The following is a 17156-nucleotide window of genomic DNA, read 5'->3' as shown; positions in this document are numbered from 1 at the left end:
TTTATTTATAGATGGAAGCAGGATCTTTCAAGACCGGATCGACAGCCAGCCACTGTCCGTCCTTGAACACGCTGTAGAAGCAGGAGTGGCGACCGGTATGGCAGGCGATACCGGGATCATGCCCCTCTTGCGTGATCTTGAGCAAAACCACGTCGTTGTCGCAGTCGATGCGCATCTCGTGCACGGTCTGCACATGGCCGGACTCCTCGCCCTTGAACCACAGCTTGTTGCGCGAGCGGCTGAAGTAGACGGCACGCCCCAGCTCGGCGGTCTTCTCCAGTGCCTCGCGGTTCATCCAGGCGAACATGACCACGTCGCCACTGCTTTGCTCCTGTGCAATCACGGGCACCAGCCCCTGCGCATCCCATTTGACCTGATCCAGCCAGCTCATTGCAGACCTTTGTTTTGTATAGCAGCCAGCGCAGGCCAGCAGCTGATTTCAACCACAAAACATATGGAAAGCCGCTTGTACCCTGCGCAAGCCGCTCTCAAAATAATCTTATAAACGCACGGGAATGCCGCGTGCGCGCATGCATTCCTTGGCCTGCTGCACGGTGTACTCGCCGTAGTGGAAGATGCTGGCGGCCAGCACGGCATCGGCGCCGCCAATGGTCACGCCATCGGCCAGATCTTCCAGATTACCGACACCGCCCGAAGCGATCACGGGCACGGCCACGGCATCGGCCACGGCACGCGTGAGCTTCAGATCGAAGCCGCTCTTGGTGCCGTCCTTGTCCATGCTGGTCAGCAGGATCTCGCCGGCACCGCGCCTGGCCATCTCCTCGGCCCAGCGCACCACATCCAGCCCCACGTTCTTGCGGCCGCCGTGGCTGTACACATCCCAGCCCGGCCCCATGGGCGTGCCGCCGGGGCCGATGCGCTGCTCGTCCTCGGGCGTGCGGCGCTTGGCATCGATGGCCACCACGATGCATTGCGCGCCGTACTTGTCGCTGCAGGCATTGATGGTGTCCGGGTTGGCAATGGCTGCGGAGTTGAAGCTGGTCTTGTCGGCTCCGGCATTGAGCAGGCGGCGCACATCTTCCACGCTGCGCACGCCACCGCCCACGGTCAGCGGAATGAAGACCTGCGAAGCCACGGCCTCGATGATGGGCAGGATCAGGTCACGGCCATCGCTGGTGGCCGTGATGTCCAGAAAAGTCAGCTCGTCCGCACCCTGGGCGTTGTAGCGCGCGGCAATCTCCACCGGGTCGCCCGCATCACGCAGCTCCAGAAAATTGACGCCCTTGACCACGCGGCCGCCGGTCACGTCAAGGCAGGGAATGATGCGTTTGGCAAGCATGGACAAGTCTCGGAATATCTTGGAACAAGGGGGCCAAAGATACCACGGCCCCGCCTCCGCCCTGGACATCCATCCCCTTGCGCAGCCCCGCCGTGCTGGCATTGCACAACGCACAAGCCGTCCGGGCCGACAAGCGTGCCAGCGTCATTGCATCGCCGCCCGATCGCCGGCCATTTGCTGAACGATTGGAAACACGCAGGTTCAGAAACCGGCCAGAGGCATGAGGATTCACCAATTCCTGCTGCTTCCAATTGAGTATCAGAAAACCCAGAGCCGGCTTCGGAATTCAGGACTTTCAGCTTTTGTTTCTTATCGAAACCAGTACGCCAGCACTTATTAACTGTCAGGCATGGGGCCATCGTCCATGTCCGGCCAGCCCGAAAACAGAAACCCTGTTACCGACCATGGACGGCAGCCACGCGGCAGGACACCGCATCGGTCAGGACTTCGAAAACCCTCGCCAGGCCAAGCCTGGCTTCATTGCAAGCCATTTCCGGCCCTGACGGGCATACCCTGAATAATGTAAATAAAAAACCAATTGAGCTTCCATATATACATAACGTAAAAAGATGTTATTTTTTACGCGGCGTTCTTGTTCGGATTGTTTTTATTAGTGAAACTATGAAAAAAAATAAATCAATAGTTTTAATATTTTCAAATCCACATTCCTCTGAATCAATGGGCGGAATCGGAATGCCATCCCGCTCGATGACCGTACTCAAGCGCAGGTGATCATCATGGATATGAGACGCCAATATTTCGGTACCGACGGAATTCGTGGGCGGGCTGGGTACTTCCCGATTACGCCGGACTTCGCCTTGCACCTGGCCCATGTGGTCGGACGGATGCTTCACCGCAGTGAAGAGCGTCCGACCGTGCTGATTGGCAAGGACACGCGCATCTCGGGCCATATGCTCGAAAGCGCGCTGGTGTCGGGCTTCAATTCCGCGGGAGTGAATGTGATGCTGGTGGGCACGCTGCCCACACCGGGCGTGGCCTACCTCACACGCGCCTTGCGGGCCAGTCTGGGGGTGGTGATCAGCGCCAGCCACAACACCTTCGAAGACAACGGCATCAAGTTCTTCAGCGCCAAAGGCACCAAGCTGCCCTATGTCTGGGAAGTGGCCGTCGAGCAGATGCTGCTCGACGAGCCGCACTGGGTCTCGGCGATCGCGCTCGGAAAAACGCAGGTCCTGGATGACGCCGCCGGCCGCTACATCGAGTTCTGCAAGAGCACCTGCGACCATGCGTTCACCTTGCGCGGACTGAAGATCGTGGTCGATGCAGGCCATGGCGCGGCCTATCAGATTGCGCCCATGGTCTTTCATGAACTCGGCGCCGAGGTGGTAGCCATCGGCTGCGCTCCCGATGGTCTGAATATCAACCAGGGCGCCGGAGCCGCTCACCCTGAACTACTGGCCACCACCGTCTCGGGTTGCGGTGCGGATTTCGGCATCGCTCTGGATGGCGATGCCGATCGCCTGCTGGTCGTGGATGCGGCCGGACGGCTCTACAACGGGGACGAGTTGCTGTACCTGGTCGTCGCGGATCGCCTGGAGCATGACGAGAGTATTGCGGGCGCGGTCGGCACGCTGATGACGAATATGGCCGTGGAGCAGGCCTTCGGGCTGCTGGATGTGGATTTCATGCGTACCAAGGTCGGTGACCGCTACGTGCTCGAGGAGCTCAGCCGCCGGGGCTGGACCTTCGGCGGCGAGGGTTCTGGCCATCTGCTGATCCTTGACCGGCACAGCACGGGCGACGGTCTGGTCAACGCGCTGCAGATATTGCAGGCCTGCGTGCGCACCGGCCGCACGCTGTCGCAATGGCTGTTGCCGGTGCAGCTCTATCCCCAGGCATTGCTCAATGTGCACTTGCCGCCGGAGCGCGATTGGCGCAGCAATGCCTTGCTGGCACGGGTACAGGCGCAGGTCGAGGCGGAGCTGGGCTCCACCGGACGGGTTCTGGTGCGGCACAGCGGCACGGAGCCGATGCTGCATGTGATGGTGGAAGCGCAGGATGGCGATCAGGCCAGCCGCTGCGCCGAACGGCTGGTCTCCGCAGCCAGGGATGGTTAGTCCGCCGACGCGACGGCTTCGCTCATGCCATAGAGAAAGCCGGATCCGGTCGCAGCCAGCACGAGGAGCTGGCTGACATACCCAAAGCAGCGCGTGAAAGATGATTTTTGAGCAGGTACGAATGGAAAACGTCTGTTACCGATTGACTCAAAGGGAGAACGCCATGAATCAGGACTCCGGGACTCTTCGCGCACAGCCGGATATCGCACAGTTGCTCATCGTGTCCGGGACCAGGCCTGAAATCATCAAGCTGGCCCCCGTCTACCACGCCTTGAAGCAGTCGCCATGGGCCAGGCCCATCTGGCTGCACACCGGCCAGCATGGCGATATGGCCGCTCAGATGCTGGAGTGCTTTCATATCCAGCCCGACCATGTGCTGCAAAGACAAGGCAGTTCGCTGCTGGAGTTCGCCACCGGCTGCCGCACGCAACTGGAATCCGTGCTGATGGAAACGGCCTGCGAGGCGGTGATCGTGCAGGGCGACACCGAGAGTGCTTTCCAGGGGGCATTGGCCGGCTTCTACCGCAAGGTGCCGGTCGTCCATGTCGAGGCCGGCCTGCGCACCTACAACCTGCACCGCCCTTTTCCCGAGGAAGGTCTGCGGCAGATGATAGGGCGCATTGCCAGCCTGCATCTGGCCCCCACGCTGAGAGCCCAGCAGGCGCTGGAGCGCGAAAACGTGGCCACGGGAAATATCGAGCTGACGGGCAACACCGTCGTCGATGCCCAGCTATGGGCCAGCCAGCATCACCACATCCATCGCCGCATGCAGGGCCGAGGCCATATCCTGGTCACCATGCACCGGCGTGAGAACTGGGGCCCCGATGTGGACCATGTGTGCGAAGCCATTGCCGATATCGCGCGCGAGTTTCCCCAGGTGCCGGTGCTGTTCCCGGTCCACCTCAATCCGGTGGTCAAGGAGCCCGTCCATCGGCTGCTGGGCGGACTGCCCAATATCAAGCTGACGGAGCCTCTGGACTATCTGGCCATGCAGCAGGCCCTGGCCGATGCCTGGCTGGTGCTGACCGATTCCGGCGGGCTGCAGGAGGAGGCACCCACCTTCAAGGTGCCGGTGCTGGTGTTGCGCGACGAAACCGAGCGCCCCGAAGTTCTGGAAGCTGGCTGCGCCGCCCTGGTGGGCGCAGACAGGAGCAAGATCGTGCAGTCCGTGCGCCAGCTGATGCATGACGATGCCGCGTATCGCCACATGCAGGCCAGCTCCAACCCGTTCGGCGACGGGACTGCAGCGCAGCGCACCGAAAAAAGACTGCAGCAGATGCTCAGGCCCGAGCATGCAGGTCTGGCACCGCAAGCCAGGGAAAGGACGCCCCATGTCCTGGCTTGACCTGTTCACCGCCTACCTCTATGTGCTCAAGAGCATCGCCATCGTCATCGCCGTGGTGATTTTCATCAGCGGCCTGGACGACCTGTTCATCGACCTCATGTACTGGGTGCGACGCGCCTGGCGTGCAGTGACCGTGTACTCGCGCCATGAGCAGATGAATTACAAGGCCTTGCTGGGCGTGGACGAGAAGCCGCTGGCCATCATGGTGCCCGCCTGGCAGGAGCATGGCGTGATCGGCAAGATGGCGCAGCTGGCAGCCACCACGCTGGACTACGAGAACTACCACATCTTCATCGGCACCTACCCCAACGATCCCCAGACCCATGCCGATGTGGAGCAGGTCAGAGCCCATTTCCCGAATGTGCACAGCGTGGTCTGCGCCCGCCCCGGGCCGACCAGCAAGGCCGACTGCCTCAACAATGTGCTTGATGCCATCTTCCAGTTCGAGCAGCGCTCGGGCATCGAGTTTGCGGGCTTCATCCTGCATGACTCGGAAGACGTGCTGTCCAAGCTGGAGCTGAGGCTGTTCAATTTCCTCGTGGATCGCAAGGATCTGATCCAGCTGCCGGTCTACCCCCTGGAGCGACCGCTGCGCGAATTCACCGGCGGGCATTACCTGGACGAGTTTGCCGAGCTGCATGCCAAGGACATCGTGGTACGCGAGGCCATGGTGGGCCAGGTGCCCAGCGCCGGCGTCGGCACCTGCTTCAGCCGCCGCGCCATCACGGCGCTGCTGGAGCTCGGTGACGGCGTGGCCTTCGACACCCAGAGCCTGACCGAGGACTACGACATCGGCTTCCGGCTCAAGCAGCTGGGCATGCGCGAGATCTTCGTGCGCTTTCCCGTGCACGATGCGGACCAGCCGGCCGATCCCAACCAGCCACGCCGACCCGGGCGCAGCGCGCGCGAAGCCAGCGTCATCTGCGTGCGGGAATTCTTCCCCGATACGCTGAATGCGGCGGTGCGACAGAAGTCCCGCTGGATCACCGGCATCGTGATCCAGGGCTTCAAGACCCTGCGCTGGACCAATAGCGGCGTGCTGAACTATTTTCTCTGGCGTGACCGCAAGGGAGCTCTGACCAATTTCGCCAGCTTCCTGGCCATGCTGCTGGCGATGCAGCTGATTGCCATCTGGCTCTACCAGCGCCTGGTACCGGACAGCTACCGGTTTCTCTCCATCTTCCAGGGTGACTGGTGGCTGTACGCGCTGCTGGCCGCGAACTTCGTGCTGATGCTCAACCGCATTGCCCAGCGCATGTTCTTCGTCACCAGCTACTACGGCATCGTCCAGGGACTGATGTCGCTTCCGCGCCTGCTATGGGGCAATCTGGTGAACTTTCTGGCCAACTGGCGGGCCATCGCCCAGGCGCTGCAGGCCAAGGATATCCGGCGCATGGCCTGGGCCAAGACCGACCATGACTTTCCCATGCTGGGAGAGGGACCCCGACTGCGCCAGCCCCTGGGGCAGATACTGATCGCGCAAGGCGCCTTGACCGAGAGCCAGTTGCAGGAGGCCCTGGTGCGCCCCACTCCGGGGCTGCGTCTGGGCAGTGCGCTGGTGCACAAGGACCTGATCAGCACCGCACAGCTGGCCGCTGCAGTGGCCCAGCAGGCCGGCGTTTCCTGGGAGTTCCTGGGAGAGCGCCTGATCCCCGACGAGGTCGCGGCGCTGCTGCCGGCACATCTGGCACTGCATTACAGCGTGGTGCCGCTGCGCGAGGAGGGAAAGACGCTGGTCCTGGCCAGCGAGTCGGTCATAGACCCGGTCTCGCACGCGGCCCTGGAGCGCAAGCTCGAGAGGCCTGTGCGCTACCTCATTGCCCCCAAGGGAGAGGTCACGGTCGAGCTGCGGCGTCTGTATGCAAGACAGCATGGGGAGCCGGCTCGCGAACTGCTTGCCTGGGCCGTGGAACGCAAGCGCGTATCCGCCGAGCAGGCGAAAGAGCTGTGGAAATTCTATGTGTCGCGACAGCTGATGCTGGGCGAAGTGCTGCAAGCCCTGGGCCGCATCGACACGGCCGTGCTGAATGCCTTGCTGCTCAGGCATGAGCAAAGCGATGACAGCCTGGGCCTGTTCCTGGTGAACCAGGGGGCGTTGACGCAGGCCACGCTGGATGAAGCTCTGCGCCTGCAACAACAGTTGCAGGTCACCATGGCGCAGCTTCTGCGCCGCCTTGATGCCGCCCCGATCGTTTCCGTTGCTGCCTAGGTGCCAATATATGAAGCTTTCTCGCCCCATTCTGGTTCTTTCCCTTGCATGTGCCACCCCTTACGATGGAGTGGCGCAGGTGGTGGATCTGGGTCCGGATATCAGCCCCAGACAGCGCTTTCAGGTCTATCCCCGGATCGACAAGGCGTATGAGGCCATGGCGCGCGGCGATGGCCAGCGCGCCATCTCCGAGCTGCAGCAGGCTCAGCGCCTGGCACCGGAGAACACCGAGATCGCCCTGCAGCTGGCTGCAGCCCATCGCCGCTTTGGCCAACCCGCGCAGGCCGAAGCCGTATTGAAGGCCCAGCTTCAGCGTCACCCCGGCGATGCGCGTCTGGCCCAGGCCCTGCGCGATATGCATCAGGGCGCCGTACCGGCCAGACAGCCCGAACCTCAAGCCGTACCGGCCCCCTTGGCCCAGGAAATGCCCAAGGCGCCCAGCGCTGCAGCGCCTGCCGCAGCCACGACAGCGCAGCCTGCGAAGGCTGCAGCACCGGCTGTGGACGCCCCGCAGCGCCCGCGCAAGAACCCGGCGCCACCGGCCATGCCCCCGGGCTACGCCAAGGCCAGCCAGGCCTATGCCGCCACCGAGCGACGCGATTTCGCCGCGGCCTTGCCTCTGGCCAGGCAAGCCGTAGCGGCGGCCCCGGCGCGTCTGGACTACCAGCGCCTGCTGGTCTATCTGCTGGTGGAGAACGGACGCTTCGACGAGGCCGAGGCCCGTGCAGCAAGACTGGACAATGTGAAACAGCTGCAGTCGGACGCCGATTGGCAGATGCTGCGTACCTCCATACGTCAGCGCCAGGCCCTGCGCCCCTTCGAGCAAGCCTTGCAGGCCCGCGAGCAAGGCGACATGGCCAAGGCCCTGCGCCATGCCGAGTCCAGCGTGCGTCTGGCACCGCAGGCGCTGGCACCGCGCCTGCAATGGCTGGGCCTGCTGCTTCAGGATGGGCAGGCCGCCCAGGCACAGCGCGTGGCGGAACAAGGGCTGGCGCTGCAGCATGATCCGGCACTGCAGGTACTGCAGGGCGTGGCCCTGCATGTCCAAGGTCGCGGCATGGCCTCCGAACAGGCCTTCGATGCAGCGCTTGCCGCCCCCCATCTGTCGCGGTCGGAGCGGCAGAACTACGGCGTGATAGCCCTGGATGCAGCACTGGCCGCCGGCCAGACAGAACGAGCCCAGCGGCTGCTGCAAGCGCTGGAGACGGGCAGCAATGCCGATGTCGGCAGCCGCCGCGAGCAGCTCAAGGCCCTGCGCTCCTCAACCCTCTCACGCGGCTATGAGCTGCCCTTGCCCCTGGTCAACTGCTTCAGCGCCGGCGATGTGCCCGGCTGCGAAATCTGGCCCGGACAGGAAGTACCGAACCCTGCCTACAAGGTCGCACAGGAGGCCTATCAGGCCTATGGCGATGGGCAATATGCGCTGGCGGCAGACAAGGCCGCTGCCGCCATAGAGCTCAACCCCAGGCATCTGCCCTATCGCCAGCTGCGCCTGCAGGCCCTGCTGGCTGCAGGCCAGAAGGCGCAGGCGCTTGAAGAAGCCGATCAAACCCTGCAGCTTCAACCCGATGCCGTCGAAGTGCTGGCCCTGCGCAGCCGTCTGCGTCGCGAGCAGGGCATGACCGAGGCGGCCAATGCCGATGCACAGACAGCCTTGCAAATGGGCGGCCTGTCTCTGTCCAGCGAGGTGGATCTGCTGCTGCAACTGGGACGGCGCGAGGAGGCGGCAGCACGTTTTGCCCAGGCCACCTCGGAGCCCGAGCTGCAGCAGAGCGCCGATCCCGATCTGGCCTATATGGCCATCCGCGTGGGCGATGATCGCCGTGCCCTGTCCATCTTCAACCGCGCACGGGAGCAGAGCCGCCTGCCGGACACGGCGCTGCGCGATGGCGCCTACGCCGCCAGCAGGCTGGCCGAGAACGAGCAGTCCATAGGCTACTTCAAACAGGCGATCAGCGCGGTCCATGAAGGCAGGCTGGACATGACGCCGCAGCAGCAATATGAAACGCGGCGCGAAATCTCCGACCGGGACCGCTCCTGGGGTGTCAACACCTTGCTGGGCTATCGGGGCATTTCCCTGGGCGCAGCCGGTGCCCAGCCTGGCTTGTATGGCGACGTGGCACAGCTCGTCAGCGAGGTGTACTGGCGCCCGCAGAAGTTCGGCGACGGCCGCTTCTGGGAGCTGTACGGCGGCGCAGCGCAAACCGTCTACAGCCGCCACGATGTACCCACCGGCGGCGAAACCACCCAGGGCGCCCTCGGCATTCGTGCCAAACCGCTGAGCGATCACAACCTCATCCTCGCGGTCGAACGGCGCGTGCGCATCGGCTCGCTGTCCAGCAACGACTGGTTGCTGCGCATGGGGTATTCGGGCGGCATGGGAACCGACCTGCGCGTCGATGTGCCCAGCTGGAACACCGTCAATGTGTACACCGAAGTGGGCCGTTTTATTCATCGCAAGCAAAACTACGCGACGTTCGAAGCCCAAGCAGGGCGCAGTTTCCGTATGGGGGGGAGCGACTCGAGACTGGTGCTGTTTCCGCACGCAGTCCTGGGCGCTGATTACAACTCTGAACGCACAGCCTCGGGCAAGCAAAGCTCAGTAGGCGCTGGCGTTGGTGTGAACATGCGTTTCTGGTTCCGCGAGGACCGTGACCATGCTCCTCGCTCCTACCTCGACCTCTCCTTGCAGTATCGCGCCCGGCTTGCCGGGGACGAACGAGGGAAAGGCGTGTTTCTACGTGCTGCCTTGGTCTTTTGAGACGGCACGCCTGCAAGGCCGGAACCCATCGCCATTTCTAGAGTTTGTGGAGATGGTGTTCTTTGACACTTTTTCTTTCTGCCCCCAGAAAGGAGACTCTCATGCACTCCCTCGATCAAAGGCAGGCCATGCGCGCGCTGCTCGCGCTGGCGCTGCTGAGCTGGGCCAACTGGTCCCAGGCCTCCAACGTCATGCCGCCCCCCCTGCCACCTGGAAGCACCCAGATCCGCATGGATGTCGGCGCATCTCCCGAAGAGCGCAAGCGCAACGAACGTGCGCACCACCACAAAGGACATTTCAAGAAGGATTTCACACGGGATGACACGCTGGATGCGCTGCCGGTCAAACCCGGCAACCCGTCCCCCGGCAGTCCACCGAAGGACAAGCCCAATCCGGGCGGACCCTTCCGTGGCCAGCAGCGATAGACCCCATCGTGTAAAGATCTCAGGAGAGTCTCATGAAAACCCTAGGACGCATTCTCGGGGCATGGCTGCTCGCCATGCTCTTTGCGAGCCCTGGCGCTTTTGCGCAAACAGGCCCGCGCACCCTGATCCTCTATGACGCGCCGCCCAATACGGCCTACACCAAGCTCGGATTCGGCTACGCCATCATGCTGCGCAATCTGCTCGGACATTTCGACAGCAAGGTCGATATGGTCCCGGTGCAGAACTACACCGCAGGCCAGCTCAGCGGCTACGACGCCACGTTCTACCTTGGCTCGTACTACGACAACCCGGTTCCCGCCGCCTTCATGGCCGATGCCGCCAGCTCGAGCAAGACCATCGTCTGGTTCAAGTACAACCTCTGGCAGTTTGCCTGGGACCCGAGCTACGGCTTCCAGTCCCGCTATGGCTTCAACCTGACGGCGCTGCGGGGCCTCAATGCCGCACCGACCTCCAGCAACACCACGCCGGGGTTCTTTGACACCATCACCTACAAGAGCCTGCCCTTTGTCAAATACTACGCATACGACAGCAGCACCGGCGCTGTGAATGCGGATCCCGATGTGGGGCTGACGGCCATCACCGATACCACCAAGGCACAGAACCTGGTCTCCATGTCCAACCCCAAGACTGGCGAGCAGGCACCCTATGTGGTGAAGTCGGGCAACTTCTGGTACGTGGCGGACCTGCCGTTCAGCTATATCGGGCCACGAGACCGCTATCTGGTGCTCACCGACATCCTGCACGACATGCTGGGAGTGAACCATGCCGAAAGCCACAAGGCCATGGTCCGGCTGGAAGACGTGAGCGCCCTGGTCAGCGTGACGGCGATGAAATCGCTGACGGACTATCTCTACCAGCTGCGGATACCGTTTTCGATTGCGACCATTCCGTACTACAAGGATCCTCTGGGCGTCTACAACGCAGGAGTGCCGATGCAGGTGCCCCTGTCACTGGCGACCAATCTGAAGACCGCGCTCAACTATGCGCTGGCGCGCGGCGGCGAAATCGTGATGCATGGCTACACGCACCAGTACAGCAATGTGCGCAACCGCTATACGGCCGTGAGTGGCGATGACTACGAGTTCTGGGACATCGTCAACAACAAGCCGGTACCCGAAGACTCCACCGCCTGGGCATTGGGACGCTACCGGGCCGGCCTGCTGGAGCTGAACCTCAACGGCTACCGCCCGACAGCCTGGGAGACTCCGCACTACCATGGCTCGGCGCTGGCCTCCAAGGCCAGTACGCAGGTCTTTGCCAAGACCTATCAGCGCGTCGTGTACTTCACGGCTGACAAGCCCAATTTCAACGCATCGGTGGAAAAGGATTTTTCCTTGGGCCAGATCTTCCCCTACCCCATCAAGACCGACTACTACGGCCAGAAGGTGCTGCCTGAAAGCCTGGGAAACATCGAGTACGACATTAGCCAGATCGACCCGACTTCCTTCTACAACTACACATGGCAGGACATTCTCACCAATGCCCAGTATGTGAAGACGGTGCGTGACGGTTATGCCTCGTTCTTCTTCCACCCGTTCTGGCTGGAGCCGCAGGTTGGAACCCCTGGCCTGGCGGACTTCAAGAGCCTTGTCAGCGGCATCTCCAATCTGGGCTTCACCTGGACGGTTCCGAGCCAGCTGCCATGAAGGAAAAGCGCTTTCTCCGCAGGGAGAAAGCGCTCCACCCCATCGATATGACGATGCAACGATGCAGCAGACGCGAGGCCCTGGGCCTGGGCTGGGCACTGGCCTGCGGTCTGTCCGAGGCGAAGGCCAAGCCCGGCCTGCGCCTGCCCGGCATGGTCTGGCAGCCCAGTGCCGCCACGCTGCGCCCCCATGGCGCATGGCAGCGCCTGGGCATTCGACGCCTGCTGGTGCAATGGACGGCCGTGGACCATCTGAGCCTGGTGCCCGGCACCTATCTGCCCGCGATGAGCCGCAACCTGCCGGACTGGGAGCGCATCGCGGCCGAGCCCTGGGCGCAGGAACTGATTCTTGGCCTGGCCGGCATGCATGACGAGACCAGGGCGCGCGCCAGCCTCGCGGATCTGGCGATGCAGTCCTATGCCTTGAAGGCGGCCATCACAGCGCTGCCGCTGCGGGTTGCCGGCTGGTACTTTCCGGTCGAGATCGACCCGACCTGGGCAGCCCCCAGTCAGCTCACCGAGGTGCTCAACAAACTGCCGCGTCCGCTGTGGATCAGCGCCTATGACAACGCCAATATGGGGCCTCAGGCGCTGGTGGACTGGATCATGCGCTGGATACCGGAAGACGTGGGAGTGTTCTTCCAGGACGGCGTCGGCGTGCACGCGCGCACGCCTTCCGTGGCACGCGAGTATCTGCAAATGCTGACGGCCCATCTGGGGCATGCGCGTGTGCGCGTGATTGCCGAAGCCTTCCGGCCTGCGCCGGGCGGCGGCTTTCGCAGCGCCATGGCAGAGGAGTTTCTGCCGCAACTGGCGGCCTACCAGGGCTGGACGGTCTTCGCCTTCGACGGCCCGCATTACCTGAACCCGCCTCTGGTCGATGCCTTGGCGGATGCCCTGGGCAGCAAACCCCGATGAGCAGCCTTGCGCCCTGCTACTGCGGCTTGGGCTCATGGAGCCGGCGACAGGATTGAACAGGCTGCAAGCCCGCACGCCCACAGATCTGCGCACACGGACCGATCCAGGCTCGGGCTGGTCTCACCCCTGCCCGTTCAGTGCTTCAAAAGCATTCGAAGGTCTGCGCCGCCTGCCAGCGCTGGTCGGCTGCAAGAACCACAGGCGTATCAATGGCCGCCGCCTCCACGCATAGCATCTGCTGCCAGCTGTCGGCTTCCATGTCCTTGAGCGTGGCGCAAAGTGCGGGTCCGGGATTCCAGACCACGGTTTCGCTCCAGGGCATATCCTGGGCAAGCTGCAGCCAGGGCTGGCCCGAGCTTTGCAGCTGCAGGGCTGCCGCCGCACGGGGATAGACGCGATCGGTCTCCGCACCGAAGCTGACGCAGCCCTCCTGCGTGACATGGGTGTCCGGCTGAGCCGCAGCAGCATCCCAGTAGCTCAGCCCTTCAAGGCCGTGCAAGCTGGCCTGCTCGACCTGCGCCACGCGCAGATAGCCGTGCAAGGCTGCAGTGAAAGAAAGCTCCTGCCGGCCACGGTTATGCACGGCCAGCTCCACACGCAACATGCCGGGCCTGAGCTCAACCGTGAGCACGGCTTCAAAGGCATGCGGCCAGACAGCGCGCGTGGCTTCGCTGTCCGTCAGGCGCAGGGAGATCTGCGCACCATCCTCGCCCGAAGGCTGCGCAGCATCGGCCTGCCAGTGGCTGAGGCGCGCAAAGCCATGCTTGACCAGCGGGCCGCGTTGATTGAACTGGGGAAAGCAGACCGGAATGCCGCCACGAATGGCGCTCTTGCCGTCATGGGATGCGCGGGGACTGAGGAACAGGCGCTCCTGCCCCAGGCCGACCCAGGACAGCACCTGGGCACCCTGCAGGCAGATCAGCACCGAATCCCCCCGGCCCAGCTTCAGGGCAATCGCGGGGAGCCCTTTCCAGTCCAGAGTCTGGGCCTGAAACGCCAAATCACTCACCCGTGAGTTCGTCCGCACGCTCCTGGCCTGCGGCGAAGTCCAGATCGCCGGTATAGATGGCGCGGCCGCAGATCACACCTTCCACGCCTTCGTCCTGCACCTTGCACAGCGCTTCGATGTCGGCCATGCCGGCCAGACCACCCGAGGCGATGACCGGAATCTTCAGCGACTGGGCCAGCTTGACGGTGGCGTCGATATTGATGCCGCTGAGCATGCCGTCACGACCGATGTCGGTGTAGATGATGGATTCCACGCCCCAGTCCTCGAAGCGCTTGGCGGTCTCGATCACGTCCTGGCCGGTGAGCTTGCTCCAGCCATCGATGGCCACCTTGCCGTCCTTGGCGTCCAGGCCCACGATGATGTGGCCGGGAAAGGCACTGCAGGCATCCTGCAGGAAACCGGGGTTCTTCACGGCAGCGGTGCCGATGATCAGGTACTCGATGCCCAGATCGATATAGCGCTCGATGGTGTCCAGATCACGGATGCCGCCGCCCAGCTGCACGGGAATCTCGCCATCGACTTCCTTGAGGATACTCTTGATGGCAGACAGGTTCTTGGGCTGACCCGCAAAGGCGCCGTTCAGGTCCACCAGGTGCAAGCGACGGGCGCCGGCATCCAGCCATTTGGCGGCCATGGCTGCGGGGTCTTCACCGAAAGTGGTGGACTGGTCCATATCACCCTGAATCAGGCGAACGCAGTGGCCGTCCTTGAGGTCGATAGCGGGGATGAGCAACATGATGGTGATCTGCTAGCAAGTTTGGCCGTCAGAAATGGCCGGTTGAAAAAACTCGGGTTGACAATGAATAAGTCCTGCGATGCAGCGCGCACTGGATTGGGATGGGCTGCGAGACGCAAACCACAGCAGGGCTGATCGCCCGGCGAGGATTTGCAACGCTGCAGACCGCCCAAGCCAGGGATGCGATGCGCGCAAAGACTGGTTCAATGTTGACCTTTAGGGCTTCCAGCCCAGGAAGTTGCGGAACAGCGCCAGTCCCTGGTCCGAGCTTTTCTCGGGGTGGAACTGGGTTGCGAAAATATTATCGCGTGCGACGGCACATGCAAAGAGGCCGCCATAGTCGGTCTCGGCCGCGCAATGCGCGCTTTGTTGCACCAGTGCATAAAAGCTGTGCACGAAGTAGTAGAAGCTGCCGTCGGGAATTCCGGCCCACAGTGCATGGGGCTTGCCGCCCTGCTGCGTCTGCTGCACCTGGTTCCAGCCCATCTGCGGCACCTTGAAGCGGCTGCCGTCGGCTTGTGTCCTGCCTTCCAGGTCGAACTTGCGCACATTGCCGGGAATCAGCCCCAGGCCCGGCACATCGCCCTCATCGCTGTGGTCGAGCAGCATCTGCATGCCCACGCAGACGCCGAACAGCGGCTTGTTGACAGCAGCATCGAGCACGGCCTGCTGCAGGCCCGATTCGCGCAGCTCGCGCATGCAGTCGGGCATGGCGCCCTGACCTGGCAGGATCACGCGGTTGGCGGCATGGACCACCTCGGGATCGGCCGTAACGACCACTTCCCAGCCGGTATCGGCCGCAGCCGTGCGCACCGCCTGCGAGACCGAGCGCAGGTTGCCCATGCCGTAATCGACCACGGCCACGGTGTTGTTCTTCAAACTCATAGCAGCTACCGCTTATGGAGATTTGTTTTTACAGACAAAGAGCTTTGAAATTCACTGTGAACAGGCGCATGAAGCTCCTGATTACAGAGCACCCTTGGTCGAGGGAATCACGCCGGCCATGCGCTCATCATGCTCCAGCGCAAAGCGCATGGCGCGCGCAAAGGCCTTGAAGATGGTTTCGCACTGGTGGTGGGCATTGAAGCCCTTCAGGTTGTCAATGTGCAGCGTCACGCCGGCGTGGTTGACAAAGCCCTGGAAGAATTCGAAGACCAGTTGTGTATCGAGCTGACCGATGCTGCCGGCGGTGAACTTCACATCCATGTGCAGACCGGGACGGCCCGAGAAGTCGATGACGACGCGGCTCAGGGCTTCGTCCAGCGGCACATAGGCATGACCGTAGCGGCGAATGCCTTTCTTGTCGCCGATGGCCTTGGCGAAGGCCTGGCCCAGGGTGATGCCGATGTCTTCCACCGTGTGGTGGCCGTCGATGTGCAGATCACCCGCGCATTCGATGTCCATGTCGATCAGGCCGTGGCGCGCGATCTGGTCCAGCATGTGGTCGAGAAAGCCGATGCCGGAGTTCAGGCTGGCCTTGCCCGTGCCGTCGAGGTTGACGCGCACGGCGACGCGGGTCTCGGCCGTGTTGCGCTGCACTTCGGCAATGCGCGGCAGGTTCTGGGCGATGGTGGGGACGATATTGCTCATAGGCTTTCTTTCAGTGCCGCCAGCATCTGGGCGTTTTCTTCGCGGGTGCCCACGGTCAGGCGCAGGCAGTTGTGCAGCAAGGGGTGCATGGCCGATACGTTCTTGACCAGCACGCCGCGCTGCTTCATCTCGATCTGGGCCTTGCCGGCGTCGCGCACGCGCAGCAGCACCATATTGGCTTCGGAGGGCCAGACTTTTTCCACGCCGTCCAGCAGGGCTAGGGCATCGATCAGCGGCTGGCGTTCGGCGCGGATGGCGGCGGCCTGCTCGGCATATAGGGACTCGTGCTGCAACGCAAAAATCGCCGTCTCGCAGTTGAGCACGCTGATGTTGTAGGGCGGGCGCACCTTGTCGATCTCGTTGACGATGGCCGAAGGGCCGATCAGATAGCCCAGGCGCGCACCGGCCAGACCGAACTTGGACAGCGTGCGCATCAGCAGCACATGGGCATTGCGCGCAGGATCGGCCTTCATGCGGGTGATCCAGCTGCGGCTGGCGAAGGGCTGGTAGGCCTCATCCATCACGACCAGACCACCGATCTCGGCCACGGCATCGATCACGGACTGCACTTTGTCCTCGGCCCACAGCGTGGCCGTGGGATTGTTGGGATAGGCGATATAGGTGATGGCAGGCTGGTGCTCGGCGATGGCGGCCTTCATGGCCGGCACATCCAGATCGAAGTCGGACGTCAGATTCACGCCCACGAAATCCAGCCCCTGCAGCTTGGCAGACAGCGGATACATCACAAAACCCGGCATGGGAGCCAGCATCTTGGCTCGGGCATTGTTGCAAGGCTGGGCCGTGGCCAGCGCCAGCAGGGTGATGATCTCGTCCGAGCCATTGCCCAGCAGCACCGAGGTGCCGGCGGGGGCGCCTGCGTAGTCGGCCAGCATCTGCTTGAGCACTTCCTGGCGCTCGCCGGGATAGCGGTTGATTTCGAGCGCGCCCAGATGCTCGCCCAGCTTCTGCTGCAACTCGGGCGGCAGACGGTAGGGGTTCTCCATCGTGTCCATCTTGAGCAGGCCTTGCGCGGGCTGCACATGGTAGCCCTGCATGGCGCGCACATCGGCGCGGATGCGTTGCAGGGCTTTGGTCTGGATGTCTTGAGCAGTCATGGGT

General features: G+C 63.0%; 14 protein-coding genes. 7 read left to right on the top strand and 7 right to left on the bottom strand.

From position 1 onward, the window contains the following. Window position 1: 1 nt before the first annotated feature. Together hisI and hisF are read right to left on the bottom strand one after the other, a co-directional pair. Window positions 2-430 carry a phosphoribosyl-AMP cyclohydrolase gene (gene hisI, locus FSY59_RS06020; protein ID WP_255265028.1) on the bottom strand — a complete coding sequence of 143 codons (429 nt, stop codon included), beginning with the start codon at window positions 428-430 and terminating at the stop codon, window positions 2-4. A 69-nt stretch (window positions 431-499) separates the two neighbouring features. Further along, window positions 500-1300 carry an imidazole glycerol phosphate synthase subunit HisF gene (gene hisF, locus FSY59_RS06015; protein ID WP_003058607.1) on the bottom strand — a complete coding sequence of 267 codons (801 nt, stop codon included), beginning with the start codon at window positions 1298-1300 and terminating at the stop codon, window positions 500-502. 743 nt (window positions 1301-2043) lie between these two features. Here hisF and glmM point away from each other — a divergent pair. The 7 genes from glmM (at window position 2044) to FSY59_RS05980 (ending at window position 12702) form a co-directional block, all read left to right on the top strand. Continuing rightward, a complete protein-coding gene (gene glmM, locus FSY59_RS06010; protein WP_029158510.1) occupies window positions 2044-3378 on the top strand; it encodes a phosphoglucosamine mutase in 1335 nt (444 codons plus the stop codon). Window positions 3379-3541: 163 nt separating this feature from the next. Beyond that, on the top strand, window positions 3542-4723 hold the full coding sequence (wecB, locus tag FSY59_RS06005; RefSeq protein WP_148728667.1) for a non-hydrolyzing UDP-N-acetylglucosamine 2-epimerase: 1182 nt from the start codon (window positions 3542-3544) through the stop codon (window positions 4721-4723). Then, on the top strand, window positions 4710-6932 hold the full coding sequence (gene nrfB, locus FSY59_RS06000) for a cyclic di-3',5'-guanylate-activated glycosyltransferase NrfB (RefSeq protein ID WP_003058611.1): 2223 nt from the start codon (window positions 4710-4712) through the stop codon (window positions 6930-6932). Before wecB ends, nrfB begins: the two co-directional genes overlap by 14 nt. Before the next feature lie 10 nt (window positions 6933-6942). Beyond that, complete coding sequence (locus FSY59_RS05995) at window positions 6943-9693, top strand: tetratricopeptide repeat protein (protein ID WP_148728666.1); 2751 nt, start codon at window positions 6943-6945, stop codon at window positions 9691-9693. A gap of 101 nt (window positions 9694-9794) precedes the next feature. Continuing rightward, window positions 9795-10118, top strand: a complete 324-nt coding sequence (locus tag FSY59_RS05990) for a hypothetical protein (RefSeq protein WP_003058616.1) — start codon at window positions 9795-9797, stop codon at window positions 10116-10118. 32 nt (window positions 10119-10150) lie between these two features. Continuing rightward, on the top strand, window positions 10151-11785 hold the full coding sequence (locus FSY59_RS05985; RefSeq protein WP_148728665.1) for a DUF2334 domain-containing protein: 1635 nt from the start codon (window positions 10151-10153) through the stop codon (window positions 11783-11785). Window positions 11786-11832: 47 nt separating this feature from the next. After that, the gene (locus FSY59_RS05980) at window positions 11833-12702 is read left to right on the top strand and encodes a hypothetical protein (protein WP_172671621.1); all 870 of its coding nucleotides are present in this window, start codon (window positions 11833-11835) and stop codon (window positions 12700-12702) included. Between the two features lie 142 nt (window positions 12703-12844). On the opposite strand, the gene FSY59_RS05975 is transcribed toward FSY59_RS05980, so the two are convergent. The 5 genes from FSY59_RS05975 to hisC form a co-directional block, all read right to left on the bottom strand. Further along, entirely contained in the window at window positions 12845-13711 is an 867-nt protein-coding gene (locus FSY59_RS05975) for a D-hexose-6-phosphate mutarotase (RefSeq protein WP_148728664.1), read from the bottom strand. After that, on the bottom strand, window positions 13704-14447 hold the full coding sequence (gene hisA / locus FSY59_RS05970) for a 1-(5-phosphoribosyl)-5-[(5-phosphoribosylamino)methylideneamino]imidazole-4-carboxamide isomerase (RefSeq protein WP_003058631.1): 744 nt from the start codon (window positions 14445-14447) through the stop codon (window positions 13704-13706). The genes FSY59_RS05975 and hisA overlap by 8 nt, the downstream gene beginning before the upstream one ends. A 216-nt stretch (window positions 14448-14663) precedes the next feature. Next, entirely contained in the window at window positions 14664-15332 is a 669-nt protein-coding gene (gene hisH, locus FSY59_RS05965) for an imidazole glycerol phosphate synthase subunit HisH (RefSeq protein ID WP_043370902.1), read from the bottom strand. Between the two features lie 81 nt (window positions 15333-15413). Further along, window positions 15414-16037 carry an imidazoleglycerol-phosphate dehydratase HisB gene (gene hisB, locus FSY59_RS05960; protein WP_148728663.1) on the bottom strand — a complete coding sequence of 208 codons (624 nt, stop codon included), beginning with the start codon at window positions 16035-16037 and terminating at the stop codon, window positions 15414-15416. Next, complete coding sequence (hisC, locus tag FSY59_RS05955; RefSeq protein ID WP_043370900.1) at window positions 16034-17152, bottom strand: histidinol-phosphate transaminase; 1119 nt, start codon at window positions 17150-17152, stop codon at window positions 16034-16036. Before hisC ends, hisB begins: the two co-directional genes overlap by 4 nt. Between the last annotated feature and the right edge of the window lie 4 nt (window positions 17153-17156).

Origin of the sequence: Comamonas sp. Z3 (genome assembly GCF_008121565.1) — a bacterium.
GTDB classification, from domain to species: domain Bacteria; phylum Pseudomonadota; class Gammaproteobacteria; order Burkholderiales; family Burkholderiaceae_C; genus Comamonas; species Comamonas brasiliensis.
This window is presented reverse-complemented; position numbering and strand designations above follow the sequence as displayed.